Source organism: Pseudomonas sp. RAC1 (genome assembly GCF_030658255.1).
Classification (GTDB): Bacteria; Pseudomonadota; Gammaproteobacteria; order Pseudomonadales; family Pseudomonadaceae; genus Aquipseudomonas; species Aquipseudomonas boreofloridensis.
Genome location: NZ_JAUTXS020000038.1, coordinates 45,697 through 69,368, shown reverse-complemented (window position 1 = coordinate 69,368; position 23,672 = coordinate 45,697). Strand labels below are relative to the sequence as shown.

Here is a 23,672-nt window from a genome sequence, read left to right as displayed (position 1 = left end):
TCCAGACAATGTGGGTTTCGTTTAAGTAAAGGAAAGCAGGCAGGACGATGACTGGTGCCCCTGCCTGCTTTCCTGATGATCAGAGCAGATCGCGCAGGGCGATCTCGCTTCTGATCCGTTGCAGCACCTGCTCGATGGACAATTCGGTGGAATCCAACTGGATGGCATCGGCCGCCGGCTTGAGCGGGGCCACTGCGCGTTGGGTGTCGCGCTCATCGCGCGCACGAATCTCATCTAGCAGACTTGACAGACTAACATCTTCACCCTTGCCCTTCAACTGCAGGTAACGGCGACGCGCTCGTTCCTCGGCACTGGCCGTAAGGAAGACTTTCAGCGGTGCGTCTGGAAACACCACGGTGCCCATGTCGCGACCGTCGGCAATCAGCCCCGGCGCTTCACGGAACGCACGTTGGCGCTGCAGCAGCGCTTCGCGAACGGCCGGCAATGAGGCGACCATCGAGGCACCCGCCCCGACCGTCTCGGTACGGATGACATGGCTGACATCCTCGCCTTCGAGAATGATTTGCTGCAGCTTGCCGGGCTCCGCCGCGATGAACTGCACGTCCAGGTGAGCCGCCAAGGCCTTGAGCAGTTCTTCGTTGGTCAGGTCGACGCCATGGTTGGTCGCGTTGAATGCCAGCAACCGATACAGCGCCCCGGAATCGAGCAGTCGCCAGCTCAGCTCACGCGCCAGCAGCCCAGCCACGGTACCCTTGCCGGAGCCGCTGGGTCCATCAATGGTGATGACCGGCGCCAGCGAGTTCACGACTGCGCCTCTTGCGCCACGCGGATACCCACTTCGGCACACAGCGCCAGGAAGTTCGGGAACGACGTGGCGACGTTGGCGCAGTCATGGATGCGGATTGGCGCGCTGGCCCGCAGCGAAGCGACGCTGAAGGCCATGGCGATACGGTGATCACCGTGACCATGGACTTCGCCGCCACCGATCGGCCCGCCATCGATGATGATGCCATCCGGCGTGGGCTCGCACGTGACGCCCAGCGTCTGCAAGCCATCGGCCATGACCTGGATACGGTCGGACTCCTTGACCCGCAGTTCTTCGGCGCCGCGCAGCACGGTACGCCCTTCGGCACAGGCCGCGGCGACGAACAGCACCGGGAACTCGTCGATGGCCAGCGGCACCAGCGCCTCTGGAATGTCGATGCCCTTGAGCTTCGCGCCGCGCACGCGCAGGTCAGCGACCGGCTCACCACCAACTTCACGCTGGTTTTCCAGAGTGATGTCGCCGCCCATCAGGCGCAGGATATCGATCACGCCGGTTCGGGTCGGGTTGATGCCGACATGCTCCAGCACCAACTCAGAACCTTCGGCAATGGATGCCGCCACCAGGAAGAAGGCCGATGACGAAATATCGCCGGGCACTTCGATGCGAGTGGCTTTCAGCGTGCCGCCTGCTTGCAGCGAAGCTACCGGACCATCGCTGTGCACCGAATAACCGAAGCCCCGCAGCATCCGCTCGGTATGGTCACGGGTTGGCGCGGGCTCGGTGACGGTGGTGGTGCCTTCGGCGTACAGGCCAGCCAGCAACAGGCACGACTTCACTTGGGCGCTGGCCATCGGCAACGTGTAGTTCAGCGCCTTCAGTTTCTGGCCGCCGCGAATGGTCAGCGGTGGACGTCCCTCAGGCCCCGTCTCGACCACAGCCCCCATTTCCCGCAGCGGATTGGCGACGCGGTTCATGGGGCGCTTGGACAGCGAGGCATCGCCGGTCATGGTCACGTCGAATGGCTGTCCAGCCAACAGACCGGAGAGCAGGCGCATCGACGTGCCCGAGTTACCCAGGTAGATCGGACCGGGCGGCGGCTTGAGCCCCTGCAGGCCGACACCGTGAATGGTGACGCGGCCGTGGTGCGGACCTTCGATGACCACGCCCATGTCACGGAAGGCCTGGAGGGTTGCCAGAGCATCCTCGCCCTCGAGGAAACCCTCGACCTCAGTGGTGCCTTCGGCCAGGGAGCCCAGCATGATCGAGCGATGGGAGATGGATTTGTCGCCCGGTACGCGAATCCGTCCGGACAGGCGGCCACCAGGTTGGGCCAGGAAAATCAGGTCGTTGGCGTTCATAGCGTCCACATAGGCCCGGCGGGCCAGGATTTTACTGAAATGCTCACGGGCGACCCGAGCACGGGTGAACACACCCAGCAGTTGGTGCCCGTCTCCTGCATCAACCGCGTCGCGCAAGGCGTCGAGGTCGCTGCGAAATGTATCCAGCGTGCGCAGGACAGCCTCGCGGTTGGCGAGGAAGATGTCGTGCCACATGATCGGGTCGCTGCCGGCGATTCTCGTGAAATCGCGGAAGCCCCCGGCAGCGTACCGGAAGATATCGAGGTTTTCATTGCGTTTGGCCAGCGAGTCCACCAGACCGAAGGCCAGCAGGTGCGGCAAGTGACTGGTGGCGGCCAGCACTTCGTCGTGGCGCTCGACCGGCATGTGTTCCACGTCAGCGTCCAGCGCACGCCACAACCGATCGACCAATGCCAAGGCGGCGCCATCGGTTTCGCCAAGCGGTGTGAGGATGACCTTGTGCCGACGGAACAGCATCGCGTTGGATGCCTCCACGCCGCTCTGCTCGGAGCCCGCGATCGGGTGGCCCGGTACGAACCGAGCAAGACGCTCGCCGAGCACAGCCCGCGCAGCGCGCACCACATTGCCCTTGGCGCTGCCGACATCGGTAATTACTGCCCCCCCAAGCTCCAGCACAGCCAAGCGCGCAAGAAGCTTCTCCATGGCGAGAATCGGAACAGCAAGCTGGATCACATCGGCACCGACGCACGCGGTGGCCAGATCGTCTTCGCAACGATCGACCACGCCGAGCGCCACCGCCTGCCTGCACGATTCGGCATCCAGATCGACGCCGACCACTTCGCGGCACAGGCCGCTTTCACGCAAGCCCTTGGCGAACGAACCACCGATCAGGCCGAGACCGACGACGACCAGACGATCAACGATGGGCGCGGATTTGCTTTCTGCTGCATTTACCACGGGTGCGAACCTTGTTTGGAAATCGGGACGAACTGTGAGGGGGTTGCGGGCCGCTCAACACCCCTACAGCCTCGAGTCAAAGCACCGCCTTCGGATAAGACCCAAGCACCTTGAGGGCTACAGCCTCCTGGCTGATCTGCTCCAGCACGGCCTTGATCAATGGGTCACGATGGTGGCCGACGAAGTCGATGAAGAACACGTAGGTCCACTTGCCACTGCGCGAAGGACGCGTCTCAATGCGGGTCAGGTCGATCCCGTTATCGTGGAACGGCACCAACAACTCGTGCAGGGCACCGGGTTTGTTGCTCATGGAGACGATGATCGAGGTCTTGTCGTCCCCGGTCGGCGGCACTTCCTGGCTGCCGATCATCAGAAAACGCGTGGAGTTGTCCGGACGGTCTTCGATTTTCTCAGCCAGTCGGGTCAGCCCGTAGAGATTGGCTGCCATGTCACCGGCGATCGCCGCCGAATTCCATTCGCCCTTCACGCGCTTGGCCGCCTCGGCATTGCTGGAGACCGCCACGCGCTCGACGTTCGGGTAGTGGGCGTCCAACCATTTGCGGCATTGAGCGAGCGACTGCGCATGGGAGTAGATGCGCGTGATGCTGCCGGTCTTGGTGTTCTCCCCCACCAGCAGGTGATGGTGGATACGCAGCTCCACCTCACCGCAGATCACCATGTCATGCTCGAGGAAACTGTCCAGGGTATGGCTGACCGCACCCTCCGTCGAGTTTTCCACGGGCACCACGCCGAAGTTGACGGCACCGGCCGCCACCTCTCGGAACACCTCGTCGATGGCCGCCATGGGGCGACTCACGACCGCGTGGCCGAAATGCTTCATGGCCGCCGCTTGCGTAAAAGTACCTTCAGGGCCGAGGTAAGCCACTTTCAACGGCTCTTCCAAGGCCAGGCAGGAGGACATGATTTCGCGGAACAGTCGCGCCATCTCCTCGTTGCCCAGTGGTCCTCTGTTGCGCTCCATCACGCGCTTGAGCACCGCAGCCTCACGCTCGGGACGGTAAAACACCGGCTTCTCGCCTTCGGCGAGCGAGGCGGTCTTGACCTTGGCCACTTCCTGGGCGCAGCGGGCGCGCTCGCTGATCAGCTCGAGGATCTTCTCGTCGAGACTGTCGATGCGCACGCGCAGCGCCTTGAGTTCCTGCTCGACCATCAGGCGTGCTCCTTCTCGAACTCAGCCATGTACTGCACCAGGGCCTCGACAGCCTCCAGACCCAAGGCGTTGTAGATGGAAGCGCGCATGCCGCCAACCGAACGGTGCCCTTTGAGGTTGAGCAGACCGCGTGCATCGGCGCCGGCCAGGAAGGCTTTGTCCAGACGCTCGTCAGCCAGGCGGAACGGCACGTTCATCCACGAGCGGGCATTGTGGCTGATGGGGTTGGTGTAGAACTTGCTGGCATCGATGAAGCCATACAAGCGGTCTTTCTTGGCCCGATTGCGCTGTTCCATGGCTTCGACACCGCCCTGCTCCTTGAGCCACTCGAAGACCAGGCCCGACAGGTACCAGGAATAAGTAGCCGGCGTGTTGTACATCGAACCGTTATCGGCTGAAATCTTGTAGTCGAGCATGGTCGGGCAACTGCTGCGGGCGCGACCCAGCAGGTCCTCTCGCACGATCACCACCACCAGACCACTCGGGCCGATGTTCTTCTGTGCGCCCGCATAGATAAGTCCGAACTGGGATACGTCGATAGGCCGGGAGAGAATGTCGGAAGACATGTCCACCACCAGCGGTACGTCGCCCGTCTGCGGCACCCAGTCGAACTGCAGTCCGCCGATGGTTTCATTGGACGCGTAGTGGATGTAGGCAGCATTAGCGGTCAGTTGCCACTCGTTTTGCCCGGGAATGGCCAGGTAATCGTAGGGCTTGGCGCTGGCGGCCACGTTGATGGTGCCAAAGCGGCGACCTTCCTCGATGGCTTTCTTCGACCAGATACCGGTATCGATGTAGTCGGCGGTGCCGTTCTCCGGCAGCAGGTTCAACGGGATCTCGGCGAACTGCTGGCTGGCACCGCCCTGCAGGAATAGCACTTTGTAGTTCGAGGGGATGGACAACAGTTCGCGCAGATCCTGCTCGGCCTTTTCGGCGATCGCGACGTAATCGTCGCTGCGATGGCTCATCTCCATCACCGACAAGCCTTTGCCATGCCAATCCAGCATCTCGGCCTGGGCGCGCTGCAGGACAGCGTCGGGAAGCGCGGCAGGGCCTGCGCAGAAGTTGAAGGCTCGTTTGCTCACATCCACTCTCGCTCTGACAAATAGAACAAAATCGTTACTGGCGGGCCGCGCTGTTGCTCGCATGGGCGACGCTGAGGCCGCCTTGCGGTCTTAGCGCGGCGCAAGGCCGCTCCCACAAGAAGCGACCCCTGAATACCGGGCATTGCCAAGGGCAATCAGTCGAACGGGGCGACCTTGGTCGCCCCGTTCGGGTCTTGCGTCTACTTACTCCTGCGGAGCCTCTTCAGCACCCGCAGCATCGTCCTCTGCACCTTCGAGCTCGACGCCCTCCTCGCCTACCTCGACGCTGTCGTCGAGCTCGTCTTCGGAAGGCTCCTGGATACGCTCCAGACCTACTAGCGTCTCATCGCTGGCCAGCTTGATCAGCGTTACACCCTGCGTGTTGCGGCTCAGGCTGGAAACCTCGCCGACGCGCGTACGAACCAAGGTACCCTGGTCGGAAATCAGCATGATTTCCTCGCCCTCATGGACCTGGATGGCCCCGATCAGCAGACCGTTGCGCCCCTTGGTCCCCATGGCGATGACGCCCTGACCACCGCGACCGCGACGCGGGAACTTGGACAGCGGGGTGCGCTTGCCATAGCCGCGCTCGGAAGCGGTGAGGATCTGCGCGCCGGACTCGGGGATCAGCATGGAGATCACCTCCTGGCCCTTGCCCAGACGCATACCGCGCACACCGCGAGCGGTACGGCCCATCTGGCGAACCACGCCTTCGGCGAAGCGGATCACCTTGCCGGCACTGGAGAACATCATCACTTCCTTGGCACCGTCGGTGATCGCGGCGGCGATCAGGGTGTCGCCTTCCTTGAGCTTGACGGCGATCAGACCGTTGGAGCGAGGACGAGCGAACTGCACCAGCGGGGTCTTCTTCACGGTCCCCAGGGCGGTCGCCATGAAGATGTAGGCGCCGGTCGGCTCGGCGACCAGCTCTGGCGTGTCACCCTCTTCCTCGTCGACTTCTTCGGGCTCGACCACGTCGCCCTCGAGCACGGCGTCATCGGCCTCATCGAGCTCTTCGTCGAGCTCATCGCTTTGCTGCAACGCTTCGAGGTCGATCTGCAGCATGGCGGTGATACGCTCGCCCTCTTCCAGGGGCAGCAGGTTGACCATCGGACGGCCACGCGCCGCGCGGGACGCTTCAGGAATATCGTAGGTCTTGAGCCAATACACCTTGCCCTTGCTGGAGAACAGCAGGAGGGTGGCGTGACTGTTGGCAACCAGCAGATGCTCGATGTAGTCCTCGTCCTTCACGCCGGTCGCCGACTTGCCCTTGCCACCACGGCGCTGCGCCTGGTAGGCAGACAGCGGCTGGGTCTTGGCATAGCCGCCGTGGGAAATGGTCACCACACGTTCTTCTTCGGGGATCATGTCGCCGTAGTTGAGGTCGTGGCGGGCATCGAGGATCTCGGTGCGACGCACATCGCCATACTCGGCGCGAATCGCCTCCAGCTCTTCGCGGATCACTTCCATCAGGCGCTGGGCGCTATTGAGGATGCGGATCAACTCGCCGATCTGCTCGAGGATCTCCTGGTACTCGGCCAGCAGCTTCTCGTGCTCCAGGCCGGTCAGGCGGTGCAGGCGCAGCTCGAGGATGGCCTGGGCCTGCTCGGGCGACAGCCAGTATTTGCCATCACGCAGACCATACTGCTCCGGAAGGTCCTCTGGACGGCAGGAGTCGGCGCCAGCACGCTCGACCATGACCTGCACGGCGCTGGACTCCCAGGGCGTACTGATCAGCGCTTCCTTGGCCTCGGACGGCGTTGGCGAGGCCTTGATCAGCGCGATGACCGGGTCGATGTTGGACAGCGCGACCGCCTGGCCTTCGAGGATGTGCCCACGCTCGCGTGCCTTGCGCAATTCGAACACGGTGCGCCGGGTCACCACTTCACGGCGGTGACGCACGAAGGCTTCGAGCAGGTCCTTGAGATTGAGCAGGCGCGGACGACCGTCGATCAGGGCGACGATGTTGATGCCGAACACGCTCTGCAGTTGGGTCTGCTGGTAGAGGTTGTTGAGCACCACCTCCGGCACCTCGCCGCGACGCAGCTCGATGACGACACGCATGCCGTCCTTGTCGGACTCGTCACGCAGCTCGGTGATGCCTTCGAGCTTCTTCTCCTTGACCAGCTCGGCAATCTTCTCGATCAGACGCGCCTTGTTCAGCTGGTACGGCAGCTCGGTGATGACGATCTGCTGGCGGCCACCGACCTTGTCGATGTCTTCGATCTGCGAGCGGGCGCGCATGTAGATGCGGCCACGACCGGTGCGATAGGCCTCGATGATGCCCTGGCGGCCGTTGATCAGGCCAGCGGTCGGGAAGTCCGGGCCCGGGATGAACTGCATGAGTTCGTCGACCGTGACCTCGGGATTGTCGATCAGCGCCAGGCAGCCATCGATCACCTCACCCAGGTTGTGAGGCGGGATGTTGGTCGCCATGCCCACGGCGATGCCGCTGGAACCGTTGACCAGCAGGTTGGGGATCTTGGTCGGCATGACCGCCGGGATCTGCTCGGTACCGTCGTAGTTGGGGACCCAGTCGACGGTTTCCTTGTGCAGGTCGGCCAGCAGCTCGTGGGCCAACTTGGTCATGCGCACTTCGGTGTAACGCATGGCGGCAGCGTTGTCGCCGTCCACCGAGCCGAAGTTGCCTTGACCGTCGACCAGCAGGTAGCGCAGCGAGAACGGCTGCGCCATGCGCACGATGGTGTCGTACACGGCGGTGTCGCCGTGCGGGTGGTACTTACCGATGACGTCACCGACCACACGGGCGGACTTCTTGTACGGCTTGTTCCAGTCGTTGCCCAGTTCGCTCATTGCGAACAGGACGCGGCGATGCACGGGCTTCAAGCCATCACGCGCATCGGGCAGCGCTCGCCCGACAATCACGCTCATCGCGTAGTCGAGGTAGGACTGTCTCAGTTCGTCTTCGATATTGACCGGGAGGATTTCTTTGGCCAGTTCGCCCATGAGAAGCCTGATTCCTTTTTCTGGTGAAACTTCGTGATGTCCATCGGTGGACGAACGAAGCTCGCCGCCACCGCGTTCGACGCAGGGGCGACATACGACAAATCAATGAGTTGAGCCCAGGATCTGCGCAATGAAGGGCACCGCAAACAGCACCCTTGGAAACTGCCGGATGGTATCACAAACGGCTGCGCGGTGGGAGAGAGGGCAGGATGCCACTGGGGCGTAATCCTGTGCCGATCTGCCAGGCGCTCCAGCCCTCAATGCAGGCGTTTGCGACACATCAGTTGGGCGATCTTGGCCGTATCAGGACGCTCGACAATGCCTTTTTCGGTCACGATCACGTCGATCAGGTCTGCAGGCGTCACATCGAAGACGGTGTTGAACACTTCGACCTCGGCCGCCACCCGCTTGCCGGCCACTTCAAGCAGTTCGTCCGCCTCGCGCTCTTCCAGAGGAATGTCTTCGCCACTGGGCAAATTCAGGTCGATGCTGGTGCTCGATGCCACGACCATGAAGCGCACACCGTGATGCATGGCCGCGACCGCCATCTGATAGGTACCGATCTTGCTCGCCACATCGCCATTGGCGGCGATGCAATCGGCGCCAACCACGACCCAGGTGATGCCTTTGGTCTTCATCAGATGTGCCAGCGCCGAGTCGGCACATACGGTGACCGGGATGCCCTCATGCGCCAACTCCCAGGCCGTGAGCCGCGAGCCTTGCAGCCACGGCCGGGTTTCGCCGGCATACACCCGCTCGACCATGCCTTCCAGGTAGGCGGCGTGGATCACCCCCAGGGCCGTACCGAAGCCACCACTGGCCAGGGCGCCGGCGTTGCCGTAGGTGAGCAAGGTCTGCTCGCTACCCTGATGGCGGCGGATCTGCTCGATGCCGTGCTGGGCCATGGTCAGGTTGGCTTCACGATCGCTTTCGTGGATGGCCACCGCCTCGGCTTCCATCAGCCCCAACAGATCATCTTCGGGACTCAGGCGCTGCAGGCGCTCACGCATGCGGTTCAGCGCCCAGAAGAGATTGGCAGCCGTAGGACGCGCTTCAGCCAGCTCGAGAAAATCCTCCTCCAGCGCCTGCTCCCAATCGTCCTCGCCCAAGCGCTCGCGCAGGGCAAGAACCAGCCCATAGGCTGCAGCGATACCAATGGCCGCCGCCCCACGCACGGCCATGGCGCGGATCGCCTGCACGACGGAGGCGACGTCGGCACACTCCAGCCATTGCTCGCGGGCAGGCAGCAGACGCTGGTCGAGCAGGTGCAAGGTGCCATCACGCCACTGGATGCCGGTCACCTTCTCTGCCGCCATAAGTCGCTCGCGCATCGCCTCTCCCCGCCGTTGACTGATCAAAAGCGGACGATTATAGCGAGCCCAGGCCGCGAGCGCTCGGGTATACTGCGCGTTAAATCGTCAGAAACCCCGGACCCTGCGCATGCCGCCAGCCTCTTTGCCCGTTGACCTGCTGCTCGTTCCCACCTGGCTGGTGCCTGTGGAACCGGCCGGGGTGGTGCTGGAGGGGCACGCGCTTGGCATTCGCGATGGTCTGATCGCCTGGTTGGGGCCGCGCGAGCGGGCACCGCAGGCACGGGAGGTGCTCGAACTGCCCGACTGCGTGCTGACCCCTGGGTGGATCAATGCCCACGGCCACGCCGCCATGAGCCTGTTTCGCGGCCTGGCCGACGACCTGCCGCTGATGATCTGGCTGCACGCGCATATCTGGCCCGCTGAAGCGCGCTGGGTCGATGAGGCTTTCGTGCGAGACGGCACCGACCTGGCCATTGCCGAACAGCTCAAGGGCGGCATCACCTGCTTCGCCGACATGTATTTTTTCCCGCGCGAAGCCTGTGACCGCGTGCATCGCAGTGGTATGCGCGCGCAAGTGGCCGTGCCCTTGATGGACTTCGCCGTTCCCGGCGCGCGCAGCCCCGACGAAGCCCTGCATCAGGCCATCGCGCTGTTCGGCGACGTGCGCCATCACCCGCGCATCACCCTCGCCCTCGGCCCTCACGCGCCTTATACGCTCAACGACGAAAACCTGGAAAACATTCGCGTCATCGCTGACCAACTGGATGCGCCGCTGCACATGCACATCCACGAAACAGCCGATGAAGTGCAACGTGGCGAAGCCGAACACGGCGAGCGCCCGCTGACGCGCCTGGCCCGTCTGGGCCTGCTTGGCCCGCGCCTGCAGGCCGTGCACATGACCCAGGTCAGCGAAGACGACCTGGCCCTGCTGGTAGAAAGCAACACCAGCGTGGTGCATTGCCCACACTCCAATCTCAAACTGGCCAGCGGTTTCTGTCCGGTCGAGCGCCTGTGGCAGGCCGGCGTCAACGTCGCGCTGGGTACCGATGGCGCCGCCAGCAACAATGCCCTCGACCTGCTTGGCGAAGCCCGCACCGCCGCCCTGCTGGCCAAAGCCGTTGCCGGTTCGGCCACTGCCCTGGATGCCCACCGCGCCTTGCGCATGGCCACGCTCAACGGCGCCCGGGCGCTGGGGCTGGAGGCCTGCATCGGCTCGCTGGAAGTCGGCAAGGCAGCGGACATCACTGTGTTCGACCTCTCGGGCCTGGCTCAGCAACCGGTGCATGATCCTGTTTCACAGTTGATCTACGCCACGGGCCGCGACTGCGTACGCGATGTCTGGGTGGCAGGCCAGCGCCTGGTCGAGAACCACCGACTGACTCAGATGGACGAGGCCGCGCTGATCGCCAGCGCCCGCGAGTGGGGCGCGCGTATTCGCGACGGCCAAGCATGACTGGCGGGCAGCCAAGGCTGCTCGCCTGAGACACCTTTTATCGAAGCTTTCAGAGGATCTGTTCAATGAGCAACGTCGACCGCGCCGAAATCGCCAAGTTCGAGGCCCTGGCCCACCGCTGGTGGGACCGCGAGAGCGAGTTCAAGCCCCTGCACGAAATCAACCCGCTGCGGGTCAACTGGATCGACGAGCGCGCCAGCCTCGCCGGAAAAACCGTACTGGATGTCGGCTGCGGCGGCGGCATTCTCAGCGAAGCCATGGCCCAGCGCGGCGCAACGGTCACCGGGATCGACATGGGCGAAGCACCGCTGGCGGTGGCGCGCCTGCACCAGCTCGAGTCCGGCGTCGAAGTGGACTACCGGCAGATCACCGCCGAAGCGCTGGCCGAAGAGATGCCCGGTCAGTTCGATGTGGTCACCTGCCTTGAAATGCTCGAGCACGTGCCAGACCCTTCGTCGGTGATCCGCGCCTGCCAGCGTTTGGTCAAACCCGGCGGCCAGGTGTTCTTCTCGACCATCAACCGCAACCCGAAGGCCTATCTGCTGGCGATCGTCGGCGCCGAGTACATCCTCAAGATGCTGCCGCGCGGCACCCATGACTTCAAGAAGTTCATCCGCCCTTCCGAGCTCGGCGCCTGGTGCCGTGTGGTCGGGCTGGAGGTCAAGGACATCATCGGCCTGACCTATAACCCGCTGACCAAACACTACAAACTGGCCAGCGACGTCGACGTCAACTACATGATCCAGACCCTGCGCGGGGAATGAACATGCGCCTGCGAGCAGTTCTCTTCGACATGGACGGCACCTTGCTGGACACTGCACCGGACTTCATCGCCATCTGCCAGGCCATGCTCGCCGAGCGCGGCCTGCCGGCGGTGGACGACGAACTGATCCGAGGCGTGATCTCCGGCGGCGCCCGGGCCATGGTCGCCGCCACCTTTGCCATGGACCCCGAAGCAGAAGGTTTCGAGGCCCTGCGCCTGGAGTTTCTCGAGCGCTATCAGCGTGATTGCGCGGTACACAGCAAGCTGTTCGACGGCATGGACACGCTGCTGGGCGACATCGAGAAAGGCAACTTGCTGTGGGGCGTGGTCACCAACAAACCGGTGCGCTTCGCCGAGCCGATCATGCAGCAACTCGGCTTGGCCGAACGTTCGGCCCTGTTGATCTGCCCCGACCATGTCACCCGCAGCAAGCCTGACCCAGAGCCGCTGATCCTGGCGTGCAAGACCCTTGGCCTGGACCCGGCCAGCGTGCTGTTCGTCGGTGACGATTTGCGCGACATCGAATCTGGCCGCGACGCAGGCACACGTACCGCCGCCGTGCGCTATGGCTATATCCACCCCGAGGACAACCCCAACAACTGGGGCGCGGACGTGGTCGTGGACCATCCGCTGGACCTGCGCAAGGTGATCGACAGCGCCCTGTGCGGTTGCTGAGAAGACGGACAACGCCCCTACTACCGGGGCACAGACAGGGATCACATCATGTTCGACTACACCCCACGTGCCGACCTGCTCAAGGGCCGTGTCATTCTGGTCACCGGTGCCGGTCGCGGCATCGGCGCCGCAGCGGCCAAGGCCTATGCCGCGCTGGGTGCCACGGTACTGTTGCTGGGCAAGACCGAGGCCAACCTCAACGAGGTCTACGACCAGATCGAGGCTGCCGGCCATCCGCAACCGGTGGTCATTCCGTTCAACCTGGAAACCGCCCTGCCCCACCAATACGACGAGCTGGCCGTGATGGTGGAAGAGCAGTTCGGGCGCCTCGACGGGCTGCTCAACAACGCCTCGATCATCGGGCCGCGCACCCCGCTGGAGCAGTTGTCCGGCGACAACTTCATGCGCGTCATGCACATCAACGTCAATGCCACGTTCATGCTCACCAGCACCTTGCTGCCGCTGCTCAAGCTCTCCGAGGACGCATCGGTGGTGTTCACGTCCTCGAGCGTGGGTCGCAAGGGCCGGGCCTATTGGGGCGCCTATGGCGTGTCGAAGTTCGCCACCGAAGGATTGATGCAGACGCTGGCCGATGAACTGGAAGGCGTGGCGCCGGTGCGCGCCAATAGCATCAACCCCGGCGCCACGCGCACGGCGATGCGTGCGCTGGCTTATCCGAGCGAGAATCCGCAGGACAACCCGTTGCCCGAGCAGATCATGCCGGTATATCTGTACCTCATGGGGCCGGACAGCACGGGCGTCAACGGGCAGGCCTTCAACGCCCAGTGAGCCCAGGATGGGGCGCCGTGCACAGCGCGCCCCTCGATCTACACCCCCGACGCCAACGCCGGTTTGTGCACGGCCTGGCGCTGGGCTGGCTCCATCGCCAGACAACGCTCCAGGAACAGGTACATGCAGTCGTAACTCTTGCAGATCGCCTTGCGCAGCTCGTCCTGCAACGCCTGCGAAGGACGTTCGCCCACCAACGTGCAGATGATTTCCAACGCTTCCCAAGGATGCTCGTCGTCGTACTGGGCATGCAGCTTGAGCCAGCGCATCGCCGCCTTGTCACCGCGCTCGATGAATCCGCGGGCATAGGGCGTGTCGGGATAGACCAGCGCTGACCATTCGCCGGTGGCGCCCTCGATGGCGTAGTTGGTCGCCGCCATGGCGATCGCCAGCGACTCGGTGCTGCACACGCGCCAGCACCAGTCGTTCAGGAAGCTCAGCTCGGGCGGAACGTCCTGCCCCTGCAGGTCGTGGAGACTGACATCGTGAGCCTTGCACCATTTCACCCAATGGTCGGCATGATTGAGCTCGACGCGAATGTTGCGCATCAGCCAGCGACGCGCCATGTCTTCGCCTTGATGGCGGCCATAGCGGGTCTTGGTGAGGTTGTGCGCCATGTAGAGGGAAAACTGCTCGACCACTGGCCAGCCACCGATCAGGTACTGACGAATCGTCTGCTTGCTCAAGGTGCCTTCGCTCAAGCGTTGGTAGATTTCGTGCTCCACCACACGACGCTTGCTCTCGAAACATTGCTCGATCATCCGCTGGGCCCAGGCAGGATAGCTCCTGGGGTCCATCAGTGGTCCGATCCTTACGAATGCGTCTATCACTCTCAGCTCCTTGATTCCTTGTGATGATGCGGGGCACTGGCGTGGTCAGCGGAAGGCCCCCGGCGCCCGCTGAACTGGGGGCCTTGCTGCAATCCGTTGCCGCTGCAGACAGCCACAGGTGAACACCTGTGGCCGTTCGATCAGATAACCCTGGGCGTAGTCGACGCCAATCTCCTGCAGCGCCTGCTCGATCTGTGGCGTTTCGACGAACTCGGCGATGGTTTTCTTGCCCATCACATGACCGATGTGATTGATCACCTCGACCATGGCCCGATTGATGGGGTCGTCCAGCATGTCCTTGACGAAACTTCCGTCGATCTTGAGGAAGTCTACCGGCAAATGTTTCAAATAGGCGAATGACGACATTCCGGCGCAGAAGTCGTCCAGAGAGAACTTGCAGCCCAAACCTTTCAATTCATTGATGAAGCGAATGGCGCTTCCCAAATTGGCGATAGCGCTGGTTTCCGTTATTTCGAAACAAATCATCTGGGGTGGAATGCGGAACTCGTCGAACAGCCGTTGCAAACACTCCAGAAACTTGTCGTCGCCGATACTGATACCCGAGAGGTTGATCGCGCACATGGCCAACGGTTGGTCGCTGCCGGCGTCCAGCGCCTGACGAATCACCTGGAATACATTGCGCACCACCCAGCGATCGAGTGCCGGCATCAGACCGTAGCGCTCCGCGGCGGGAATGAAGCTGTCGGGCAGAATAGTCCGACCGCTTTCGTCGTGCAGACGGAGCAGAATCTCTAGATGTCCGGCGTCCTCGCCAGATTTGAGGGGAACGATCTCCTGGGCATACAGGCAGAAGCGGTTTTCCTCCAAGGCCACATGCAGGCGCTGGATCCAGGCCATCTCACCAAAGCGCAGGGACAGTTCGCTGTCGTCGGCGTGGTACACCTGAACCCGGTTTCGCCCCTTTTCCTTGGCCATGTAGCAGGCCATGTCGGCAGCGCGCAACGAGGCCTCGAGCGTGCCAGCCAACTGGCCCAAGTGCACCAGGCCGATGCTCACGGTGGTGACGAAGGGCCGCTCCTTCCAGACGAAATGCAGGCTCTGCACGGTCTGACGCAGGTGCTCGGCGATGCGCTCGGCCTGCTCGGGACGGCAATTCTCCAGCAGCACCCCGAACTCATCGCCGCCCAACCGGGCCAAGGTGTCGCCTTCACGCAGCCCCGACTGCAGGACCGCGCAGATGTGCCGCAGCAATTCGTCGCCCGCCGCATGGCCGCAGGTATCGTTGACCAACTTGAATTGATCCAGGTCGAGGAACATCAACGAGTGGCGCCCGGACTGGCGGGCCAGGGCGTTGAGCGCCTGTTCCAGGCGATACTCGAACTCGCGGCGGTTGGCCAGCCCGGTCAGGGCGTCGTGGGTCGCCTGCCACGAGAGATTGGCGATGTACTGCCGCTCCTGCGTCATGTCGTGCAAGGCGAGTACGATGCCGCTTATTTGCCCATCGGTGTGGATGGGCGAGCCGACCAGGTTGACCGAAACCGTACTGCCATCCAGGCGCTGGATCAGCCGTGCATGTTCGGCGCCGCCCTTCAAACTGCCGCTGAGCACCTGCTCGACCAAGGTGCGACTGTCCTGCTCCGCGCTTTCGTCGAGCAAGCTGAACAGTGCCGCCAGCGGCAAGCCCTGGCCTTGACTGGCTTGCCAGTGGGTCAGTTGCTCGGCGGCCGGGTTCATGTAGAGGATGCAGCCGTCCACATCGGTGGTAATCACGGCATCGCCGATCGATTCGAGCGTGGTCTGCGCCCGCTCGCGCTCGATCTGCAGGGCACTGGCGAAGGCCTGGCGTTGCGACAGTAAGCGTGCCGAACGACGCCAGGCCAGGGTAATGAGAAACAGTGCGGTGAGCAGGTTCGTGACCATCAACACCCGCAGCAGCATCCGCGACCCCTCCCCCAACGCGTTGCTGAACGCCTTGGCAGCAGGCGTGACGCCCTCGTTGATGGTCACGATGCGTGCTTTCCATTGCGCCACTTCGGCCTCACTGGCGCTGCCTTGGGTGAAACCGGCGTGCATCTCGCGCGCGACCCCATCCAACTGTCGCAGGTAGTCGTCACCGGTGTTCCAGTAGTCGATGGCCCGTTCCATGTAGCTGATGTGGCGGAAGTTCTTGTAGAACCAGATGATCCGGTTGACGTCATCGGGATGATTGCCGCCCTGCAGAATGCCGGTACGGGCAGCCTCTATATCCGGCACGGGCTGATCGAGGGCGACTCGCAACTGACGGTCACCCTGAGGGATGGCGATGGCCTGGTGATAACGCTGGAACACCTGCTCGTCACGGTTTTGCGCGTACAGGCTGAGAAAGTAGATGGCGTCCTTCTGCGCCTTGGACCACAGGCTCTCGCCCGCCACGTAAGCACGCATGGCCGAGAGTGAATACAAACTGAGGCTGCCCAAGAGCACTTGGAAAACCACTACAGCGACGAAGGGCCAGATGATCCCCAGCAGCCTTGGCGCTTCGAGCGTCCGATTTCCCTTCATGTAGTCCCTGCCCACCGCACAGATGGCACTAATTGCCCCAGACCAGCACAGCGTAGGCCATTGGCCAGCCACAAGCCACAAGACACGCACCGCGCACGATCACAGGGGTAGGTTCGGTGCCGTTCAGGTCTGCTGCAGGTGGCCGTACAACTTGGCGTACAGGCCGCCTTCGGCGATCAGTTGCTGGTGGTCGCCGTCCTCGGCCACGCGACCGCCGTCGAACACCAGCACGCGATCGGCCTGCTTCACCGCCGACAGGCGGTGGGCAATGATCAGGGTGGTGCGACCACTGAGGAAGCGTGCCAGGGCCTGATGCAGGTTGTACTCGGTCGCCGCATCGAGGGCCGAGGTGGCTTCGTCGAGAATCACCACCTTCGGCTCTGCCAGCACCATGCGCGCAATCGCCAGACGCTGGCGCTGACCGCCGGAAAGGCGCACCCCGGAACGACCGACCACGGCGTCCAGCCCTTGCGGCAAAGCGGCGATGGTGGCGTCGAGCTGCGCAATGCGCAGCGCCTGCCAACAGGCCTCGTCGCTGCATTCGCGCCCCATGGTCAGGTTGGCGCGCACGCTGTCGTTGAACAGAGAGGGATGCTGCAGCACCACAGCCACCTGCTCGCGCAGGGTTTCCAGGCCGATCTCCTGCAGACTGGCGCCACCGAAGCGGATGGTCCCGGCCTGGGCGCTGTAGAGCCCGAGCAACAACTGCACCAGGGTGCTCTTGCCGCCACCGCTGGCACCGACGATGGCAACCTTCTCGCCTGGCGCGATCGACAGGTTCAAGTGCTCGAGCACGGGCTCGTCGGCATAGGAAAACTGCAGGTCGCGCACCTCGATCCCCACGGTCTGCTGACCGCTGAACGGATCGCAGGCACTGGGATAATCCGGCTCGTCCTCGCGCGCCAATAGCTCGTTCAGCCGGCTCAGCGCGCCACCGGCGGCGTAGTAGGCATATTGCAGGTTGAGCAACTGCTCCACCGGACCGATCATGAACCACAGGTAGCTGAACACCGCCAGCATCTGCCCGATGGACAGATCCGAGAACAGCACCGTGAGCATGGCGGCCGCGCGGAAGATGTCGATACCGAACTGAAACAGCAAGCCGCTGGCGCGGCCGCTGGCATCGCTCTTCCACTGCGAGGCCACCGCATAGTCACGCACTTCCCGCGCGCGCAGGCCGAGGCGGCCTAGAAAATAGCCCTGGCGGTTGCTGGCGCGGATTTCCTGGATGGCGTCGAGGGTTTCGCTCAAGGCTTGGGTGAAACGCCCCGTGCTGTCATTCTCCAGCTTCTTCAGGTGCTTGACCCGCTTGCCCAATTGCACGGTGAAATAGATCACCAGTGGGTTGAACAGCAGAATCAGCAGCGCCAGCTTCCAGTGCATCCACAGCAGGATGGCGGCGGTTCCCGTCAAAGTCAGCATGGCCACGAGGAAGCGGCTCAGGGTTTCGCCGACGAACTTGTCCAGCGTGTCCAAGTCCGTGACCAGGTGCGTGGTGACCGTGCCGCTGCCCAGGCTCTCGTATTCCTTGAGCGAGATGCGCTTGAGGCGCTCGATCAGGCGCACGCGCAGCCGGTAGACGATGTCCTTGGCCAACCGCGCGAACTGCCGCGCCTGGATCACGCCAAACGCCAGCGAGGCCAGGCGCAAGCTGAACGTGGCCAGCAGCATCAGACCGATGTAGCCGCCTGCGACCTGCCAGGAAGTCGGTAGCCATTGGTTCATCCACTTCAGCGCGGTATCGCCATGGCCCAGGAGCACTTCGTCGACCAGCAGCGGCAACAGCAGCGGAATCGGCACGCTGCAGGCGGCGGCGAGGACGGCCACCAGGTTGGCAGTCCACAGCGCCTTGCGGTGATGCAGCGCCAGGCGACGGATTTCCGCCCAGCTCAGTCGATCCGGCGCACCGCCGGGCTTCCCCGGCACAGGGTCTGGCGACCCTGGAAGATCAAGCACAGGCGGCCTGCTGCAGCCAGCGGCCCAGCAACGGTTCGAGCTTGTCCAGCGGCTGGTAGCCGTTGGTCAGCAGCGCCAGTTGTCCCTTGCGTTCGGCCAGCAGCGTCGGAAAGCCGGCGATGCCCAGGTCCTGCACCCAGGAAAAGTCGGCCGCCGTCTGGGCACGGGTATCGGCACTGGAGAACGCTGCCGCGAAGGCCTCGCGCGCATAGCCGGCCTGCTCGGCCAAATCCACCAATTGCGGGGCACGGGTCACATCCAGCGCCTGTTCGTAGAATGCGCGCTGAATCAGTTCGAGCAGCGTCCAGACATTCGCACACTGCACTCCACGCGCGGCGACCAGCGCACGGCAGGCCGGCTCGGTGTCGTAGACGAACCCGTCGGGCATGGCGCCATCGAAGCGGAACGGCTGACCGGTCGCCTCGGCCACCGCTTGCCAATGCTCGAGGATGTACTGGCGGGTCGCGCTATCCAAGGCGCTACTGCCACTGCGCAGCCCCCCGACCACCACCTGCGTCTGCACCCCAGCGTCCTGCGCCTGGGCGATCAGCGCCTGGGCCACGGGCGCGAAGCCCCAGCACCAGGAACACATCGGGTCCATCACGTAGAGCAGGCGTGCCGTCATGCCTCAAACCTCGGCTTTGTAGTTGTGCCCAATCGGATGCGGCAGGTTGCGCGCCTTGGCCAGCTCGATCTGCTTCTGCCGGTCGATGGCACTGCGCCGAGTCTTCTCGCTGAGGCTGTCCCAGCAGTGCGGGCAGCTCACCCCTGGCGAATAATGTTCGGACTCACGATCCTTGGCGTCGATCGGGTGGCGGCAGGCGTGGCACTGGTCGTACTCGCCCTCGGACAGGTCGTGGCGCACGGTGACCCGATTGTCGAAGACGAAGCAGTCGCCATCCCACAGGCTCTGCTCCTGAGGCACTTCTTCGAAGTACTTCAGGACGCCGCCTTTCAAATGATAGACCTCTTCAAAACCCTCGCCGAGCATATAGCTGGAGGCTTTCTCGCAACGGATGCCACCGGTGCAGAACATCGCCACTTTCTTGTGCTTGCTCGGGTCGAAGTTGGCCTTGATGTACTCGGGAAACTCGCGGAAGGTCTCGGTCTTCGGGTCGATGGCGCCCTTGAACGTGCCGATGGCCACTTCATAGTCGTTGCGGGTGTCGATCAGCAGCACTTCAGGGTCGCTGATCAGCGCGTTCCAGTCCTTGGGCTCGACGTAGGTGCCGACCTGGCGGTTCGGGTCAACACCCGGCACGCCCAGGGTGACGATCTCTTTCTTGAGCTTGACCTTGGTGCGGTAGAACGGCTGCTCGTCGCAGTAGGACTCCTTGTGGTCGACATCCACCAGGCGCGCATCGCTGCGCAGCCAGGCCAGCAGGCCATCGATGCCTTCGCGGGTGGCCGAAACGGTGCCGTTGATGCCTTCGTGGGCCAGCAGCAAGGTGCCTTTGACGCCGTTGTCGAGCATGGCCTTGAGCAGGGGCTCACGCAGTTCGACAAAGTCATTCAGGGTGACGAACTTGTACAGCGCCGCCACGACGATCGGTTGGGACATGACTCATGTTCTCCTGGTGGTCACCCTCGTAAGGGGCGGACCGGGTTTGACAAAAAGCAGAGGGCCGCAAAGCGGCCCTCGGATGACGCGGATTCTACCAGAACGACAAGCAGGTTTCAGTGCCCGCCGCCTGCACACACCGGAGAGGCCGGCGCCACGCCCACTTGCGCCCACTCTTGCGGCGTGTAGGTGTGAATGGCCAGGGCATGGATTTCACCCATCAGCTCACCCATGGTGGCGTAGACCTTCTGGTGACGTTTGACGCTGTTCAAGCCAGCGAACTGCTCGCTGACCAGCACCGCCTTGTAATGCGTCTCCTGCCCACGACTGTGCATGTGACTCTCGTTCAGCACCTGCAAGTGCAGGTCGCCGAGCTCGGCCAACTGGCGTTCGATGCGTTGCTGCATGCTCATCGCGTCAGGCTCACTTCTTCGCTGGCGCGGCGGCCTTGCCGGCGTTCGGGTCCAGCTCCTTGGTCATGTCGTCCAGCAGCTTGTTGACCACCGGCACGGCAGGCTCGAGGCTCTGCTGGGTCAGCTGGGCCGATTGCTGGGTGACTTTCGGCATTTCCTGCAGGACTTTCTTGCCCAGCGGCGACTCGTAGAACTTGACCAGGTCCTTGAGCTCCTGCTCGGTGAAGGTCGCGGTGTACAGATTGACCATCTGCGGCTTGAGCTTCTTCCAGCCGATGGCGCTGTCCAGCGCAGCATTGGCCTTGGCCTGGTAGCTGGCCAGCACCGGCTTCTTGGAGTCCGGCGCTTTGGTCTGGGCGAAGCGCTGGGCGAACATCTGCTGAACCTGCATGTAGACCGGTGTGCCCAGCTTGTCGGCACTGGCCAGGCTCAGGAACTTCTCGGCGGCGGCGTTGTGGCTTGGAGTGGCGGCGAGGACCTGGCCACTGGCACAGGCCAGGGCGACGGCGGCAAAGAGGACACGAAGACGGGTCATTGCAATTCCTTCATGAAAGGGTGAGGCGGATACCTCGGAGTCGAGCATTCTGCGCCGCAGCGGGCGTTGTGCTCAAGTGGCAGGACGAGCGATTGAACCGCTCGGACGAAACAGGACCTAAACTGCGATTTCGTTCTACAAAGGAGTGAACGCAGCATGAGCCGTATCGAGACAGACAGCCTGGGCCCGGTCGAAGTTCCTGAACAGGCCTACTGGGGCGCGCAGACCCAGCGCTCGCGGGTGAACTTCGCCATCGGCCAGCAGCGCATGCCCTTGCCCGTGCTGCATGCCTTGGCACTGATCAAGAAAGCGGCGGCGCGGGTCAATGACCGCAACGGCGACCTGCCAGCCGACCTCGCGCGGCTGATCGAGCAGGCGGCCGACGAAGTGCTGGCGGGCAAGCACGACGACCAGTTTCCCTTGGTCGTGTGGCAGACCGGCAGCGGCACCCAGAGCAACATGAACGTCAACGAAGTGATCGCCGGGCGGGCCAACGAGCTGGCGGGCAAGGGCCGCGGCGGCAAGCTGCCGGTGCACCCGAACGACCACGTCAACCGCTCGCAGAGCTCCAACGACTGTTTCCCCACCGCCATGAGCATCGCTGCCGCCCAGGCCGTGCAGACGCAACTGCTGCCGGCCATCGCCGAACTGTCGTCGGGACTGGCGGAGCTCTCGGCGCGCCATTCGCAGTTGGTCAAGACCGGCCGTACGCACATGATGGACGCCACGCCGATCACCTTCGGCCAGGAAGTGTCGGCCTTCGTCGCCCAGCTCGACTACGCCCAGCGCGCAATCCGCGCCACCCTGCCGGCGGTCTGCGAGCTGGCCCAGGGCGGCACCGCCGTGGGCACCGGCCTGAATGCCCCCCAAGGCTTTGCAGAAGCCATCGCCGCCGAGCTGGCGGCGCTGTCCGGCCTGCCCTTCGTCACCGCGCCGAACAAATTCGCCGCCCTCGCCGGCCACGAGCCGCTGACCAGCCTGGCGGGCGCCCTGAAGACGCTGGCCGTGGCATTGATGAAGATCGCCAATGACCTGCGCCTGCTCGGCTCCGGGCCGCGCGCGGGGCTCGCCGAGGTCCGTCTGCCGGCCAACGAGCCAGGCAGCTCGATCATGCCAGGCAAGGTCAATCCGACTCAGTGCGAAGCGCTGTCGATGCTCGCCTGCCAAGTACTGGGCAACGACGCCACCATCGGTTTCGCCGCCAGCCAGGGGCACCTGCAGTTGAACGTGTTCAAGCCGGTGATCATTCACAACCTGCTGCAGTCGATCGAACTGCTGGCCGACGGCTGCCGCAACTTCCAGCAGCACTGCGTGGCCGGTATCGAGCCCGACGCCGAGCAGATGGCGGCGCACCTGGAACGTGGATTGATGCTGGTGACCGCGCTCAATCCACACATCGGCTATGACAAGTCGGCGGAAATCGCCAAGAAGGCCTACAGCGAAGGCAAGACCTTGCGCCAAGCGGCGCTGGAGTTGCAGTACCTGAGCAATGAAGAGTTCGACCAGTGGGTACGGCCGGAGAACATGCTGGCACCGGGCGGCAAGGGCTGACCCGCTGTCGACGTCGTCCCGATCGCGCGGTTGCCTGCGATCAGGACGACAGTCGGCGTTGCCCTCGGGCCCGCCACCCTGCCACCAACGACGGCCCCAACGCCACCAGCGCGGACCCCACGACCACGGTCACCGCGCCGAAGTACCCCAGCGCATTGATGTCCTCGGCATGCACGTAGTCAGGCCATACCCAGGCCGCTCCGGCCACCGCCACGAAGGTCACCAGCGGCGTCAGCGCCAAGGTCGCACTGACCCGCGAAGCCTCCCAGTGCGCCAGGGCCTCGGCGAAGGCACCGTAGGCCACCAGGGTGTTCAAGCAGCAGGCCAGCAGCAGCCAGCCCTGCACCGGCGTCAACTGCAAGGCTTCCAGAGGCTGTACCCAAGGCGTCAGCAACGCCGCGCAGCTCAGGTAGATGACCATCATCACCTGTTGCGAATGCCAGACCGTCAGCAGTTGCTTCTGGCTCAGGGCATAGAACACCCAGATGCTGGTGGCCAGGAGGATGGTCAGTACCCCCGTGGTGTAGGCACCCAGCGATGTCAGCAACTCTTCCAGGCGTTGGTTGAAGAACAGCCCGAACCCGACCAGCAGCACTAGCAGACCGAGCCCTTGGCCGACACTGAAACGCTCTTTGAAGACGAAAACGCTGGCCACCAGCAGCAGCACCGGCCCCAACTGCACCACCAGTTGCGCCGTGCCGGGACTGAGCAGCTTGAGCCCGACCAGGTACAACACGTAATTGCCCATCAGCCCACAAACGGCCACCACCACCAGCCCAAGCCGCTTGCGCCCCAGCCCCCGAAACACCGGCAAACGCCGGCTGGCCGCCAGCCAGGCGAACAACAGCCCGCCAGACACGAGCAAGCGATACCAGGTGACCGTGACCGGGTCCATGACCAGCAGGACCTGCTTGAGTTTGATCGGCAGAATGCCCCAGAGCAGCGCGGTCAGCAGCGCCAGCGAAAAACCGCGGACCCAGCGTCCGGAAGAAGTGTGCATAGCGTCCTCGATTAGGGAGCAGCGGCAAGCGGCAAGCGGCAAGCGGCAAGCGGCAAGCGGCAAGCGGCAAGCGGCACAGCGTGCACCGCCACTCAACGCCAGGCA

At 63.6% G+C, this 23,672-nt stretch carries 19 protein-coding genes; 5 read left to right on the top strand and 14 right to left on the bottom strand.

Features of this window, described 5'->3' with window-relative positions:
* Positions 1–79: 79 nt before the first annotated feature.
* The 6 genes from cmk to mtnA all read right to left on the bottom strand — a co-directional run bounded on the left by cmk (position 80) and on the right by mtnA (position 9,557).
* Positions 80–766, bottom strand: coding sequence for a (d)CMP kinase (gene cmk, locus Q7C30_RS17660; protein ID WP_029613714.1), 687 nt, complete (start codon positions 764–766; stop codon positions 80–82).
* Complete coding sequence (locus Q7C30_RS17655) at positions 763–2,970, bottom strand: bifunctional prephenate dehydrogenase/3-phosphoshikimate 1-carboxyvinyltransferase (protein ID WP_317872561.1); 2,208 nt, start codon at positions 2,968–2,970, stop codon at positions 763–765. Before Q7C30_RS17655 ends, cmk begins: the two co-directional genes overlap by 4 nt.
* A 109-nt stretch (positions 2,971–3,079) precedes the next feature.
* Entirely contained in the window at positions 3,080–4,174 is a 1,095-nt protein-coding gene (pheA, locus tag Q7C30_RS17650; protein WP_029613713.1) for a prephenate dehydratase, read from the bottom strand.
* Positions 4,174–5,259, bottom strand: a complete 1,086-nt coding sequence (gene serC, locus Q7C30_RS17645; protein WP_317872260.1) for a 3-phosphoserine/phosphohydroxythreonine transaminase — start codon at positions 5,257–5,259, stop codon at positions 4,174–4,176. Before serC ends, pheA begins: the two co-directional genes overlap by 1 nt.
* A 204-nt stretch (positions 5,260–5,463) precedes the next feature.
* Positions 5,464–8,226: a DNA gyrase subunit A gene (gyrA, locus tag Q7C30_RS17640; RefSeq protein WP_317872259.1), complete on the bottom strand. Its 2,763-nt coding sequence runs from the start codon at positions 8,224–8,226 to the stop codon at positions 5,464–5,466.
* A gap of 257 nt (positions 8,227–8,483) precedes the next feature.
* Positions 8,484–9,557, bottom strand: a complete 1,074-nt coding sequence (gene mtnA / locus Q7C30_RS17635) for an S-methyl-5-thioribose-1-phosphate isomerase (protein WP_304483345.1) — start codon at positions 9,555–9,557, stop codon at positions 8,484–8,486.
* A gap of 109 nt (positions 9,558–9,666) precedes the next feature.
* Here mtnA and Q7C30_RS17630 point away from each other — a divergent pair, with 109 nt between their 5' ends.
* The 4 genes from Q7C30_RS17630 (at position 9,667) to Q7C30_RS17615 (ending at position 13,219) form a co-directional block, all read left to right on the top strand.
* Complete coding sequence (locus tag Q7C30_RS17630) at positions 9,667–10,992, top strand: TRZ/ATZ family hydrolase (RefSeq protein WP_317872258.1); 1,326 nt, start codon at positions 9,667–9,669, stop codon at positions 10,990–10,992.
* 65 nt (positions 10,993–11,057) lie between these two features.
* On the top strand, positions 11,058–11,756 hold the full coding sequence (ubiG, locus tag Q7C30_RS17625; protein ID WP_317872257.1) for a bifunctional 2-polyprenyl-6-hydroxyphenol methylase/3-demethylubiquinol 3-O-methyltransferase UbiG: 699 nt from the start codon (positions 11,058–11,060) through the stop codon (positions 11,754–11,756).
* Between the two features lie 2 nt (positions 11,757–11,758).
* Complete coding sequence (gene mupP / locus Q7C30_RS17620; protein WP_039579279.1) at positions 11,759–12,430, top strand: N-acetylmuramic acid 6-phosphate phosphatase MupP; 672 nt, start codon at positions 11,759–11,761, stop codon at positions 12,428–12,430.
* A gap of 48 nt (positions 12,431–12,478) precedes the next feature.
* Entirely contained in the window at positions 12,479–13,219 is a 741-nt protein-coding gene (locus Q7C30_RS17615) for a YciK family oxidoreductase (protein ID WP_116888721.1), read from the top strand.
* A 38-nt stretch (positions 13,220–13,257) separates the two neighbouring features.
* Here the strand turns inward: Q7C30_RS17615 and Q7C30_RS17610 are convergent, their stop codons facing one another.
* The 7 genes from Q7C30_RS17610 to Q7C30_RS17580 form a co-directional block, all read right to left on the bottom strand.
* On the bottom strand, positions 13,258–14,049 hold the full coding sequence (locus Q7C30_RS17610; RefSeq protein WP_317872256.1) for an iron-containing redox enzyme family protein: 792 nt from the start codon (positions 14,047–14,049) through the stop codon (positions 13,258–13,260).
* 45 nt (positions 14,050–14,094) lie between these two features.
* Entirely contained in the window at positions 14,095–16,551 is a 2,457-nt protein-coding gene (locus Q7C30_RS17605) for an EAL domain-containing protein (protein ID WP_039579287.1), read from the bottom strand.
* Between the two features lie 123 nt (positions 16,552–16,674).
* A complete protein-coding gene (locus Q7C30_RS17600) occupies positions 16,675–18,507 on the bottom strand; it encodes an ABC transporter ATP-binding protein (protein ID WP_317872255.1) in 1,833 nt (610 codons plus the stop codon).
* Complete coding sequence (locus Q7C30_RS17595; RefSeq protein WP_317872254.1) at positions 18,500–19,132, bottom strand: DsbA family protein; 633 nt, start codon at positions 19,130–19,132, stop codon at positions 18,500–18,502. Before Q7C30_RS17595 ends, Q7C30_RS17600 begins: the two co-directional genes overlap by 8 nt.
* Before the next feature lie 3 nt (positions 19,133–19,135).
* Complete coding sequence (locus Q7C30_RS17590; protein WP_029611954.1) at positions 19,136–20,068, bottom strand: rhodanese-related sulfurtransferase; 933 nt, start codon at positions 20,066–20,068, stop codon at positions 19,136–19,138.
* A 116-nt stretch (positions 20,069–20,184) separates the two neighbouring features.
* A complete protein-coding gene (locus Q7C30_RS17585; protein ID WP_029611955.1) occupies positions 20,185–20,481 on the bottom strand; it encodes a BolA family protein in 297 nt (98 codons plus the stop codon).
* A gap of 10 nt (positions 20,482–20,491) precedes the next feature.
* Positions 20,492–21,016 carry a DUF2059 domain-containing protein gene (locus Q7C30_RS17580; RefSeq protein WP_039579296.1) on the bottom strand — a complete coding sequence of 175 codons (525 nt, stop codon included), beginning with the start codon at positions 21,014–21,016 and terminating at the stop codon, positions 20,492–20,494.
* 156 nt (positions 21,017–21,172) lie between these two features.
* Here Q7C30_RS17580 and Q7C30_RS17575 point away from each other — a divergent pair, with 156 nt between their 5' ends.
* Positions 21,173–22,567: a class II fumarate hydratase gene (locus Q7C30_RS17575; protein ID WP_317872253.1), complete on the top strand. Its 1,395-nt coding sequence runs from the start codon at positions 21,173–21,175 to the stop codon at positions 22,565–22,567.
* 40 nt (positions 22,568–22,607) lie between these two features.
* Here Q7C30_RS17575 and Q7C30_RS17570 read toward each other — a convergent pair whose 3' ends face one another.
* A complete protein-coding gene (locus Q7C30_RS17570) occupies positions 22,608–23,567 on the bottom strand; it encodes a DMT family transporter (protein WP_317872252.1) in 960 nt (319 codons plus the stop codon).
* Positions 23,568–23,672 lie beyond the last annotated feature (105 nt).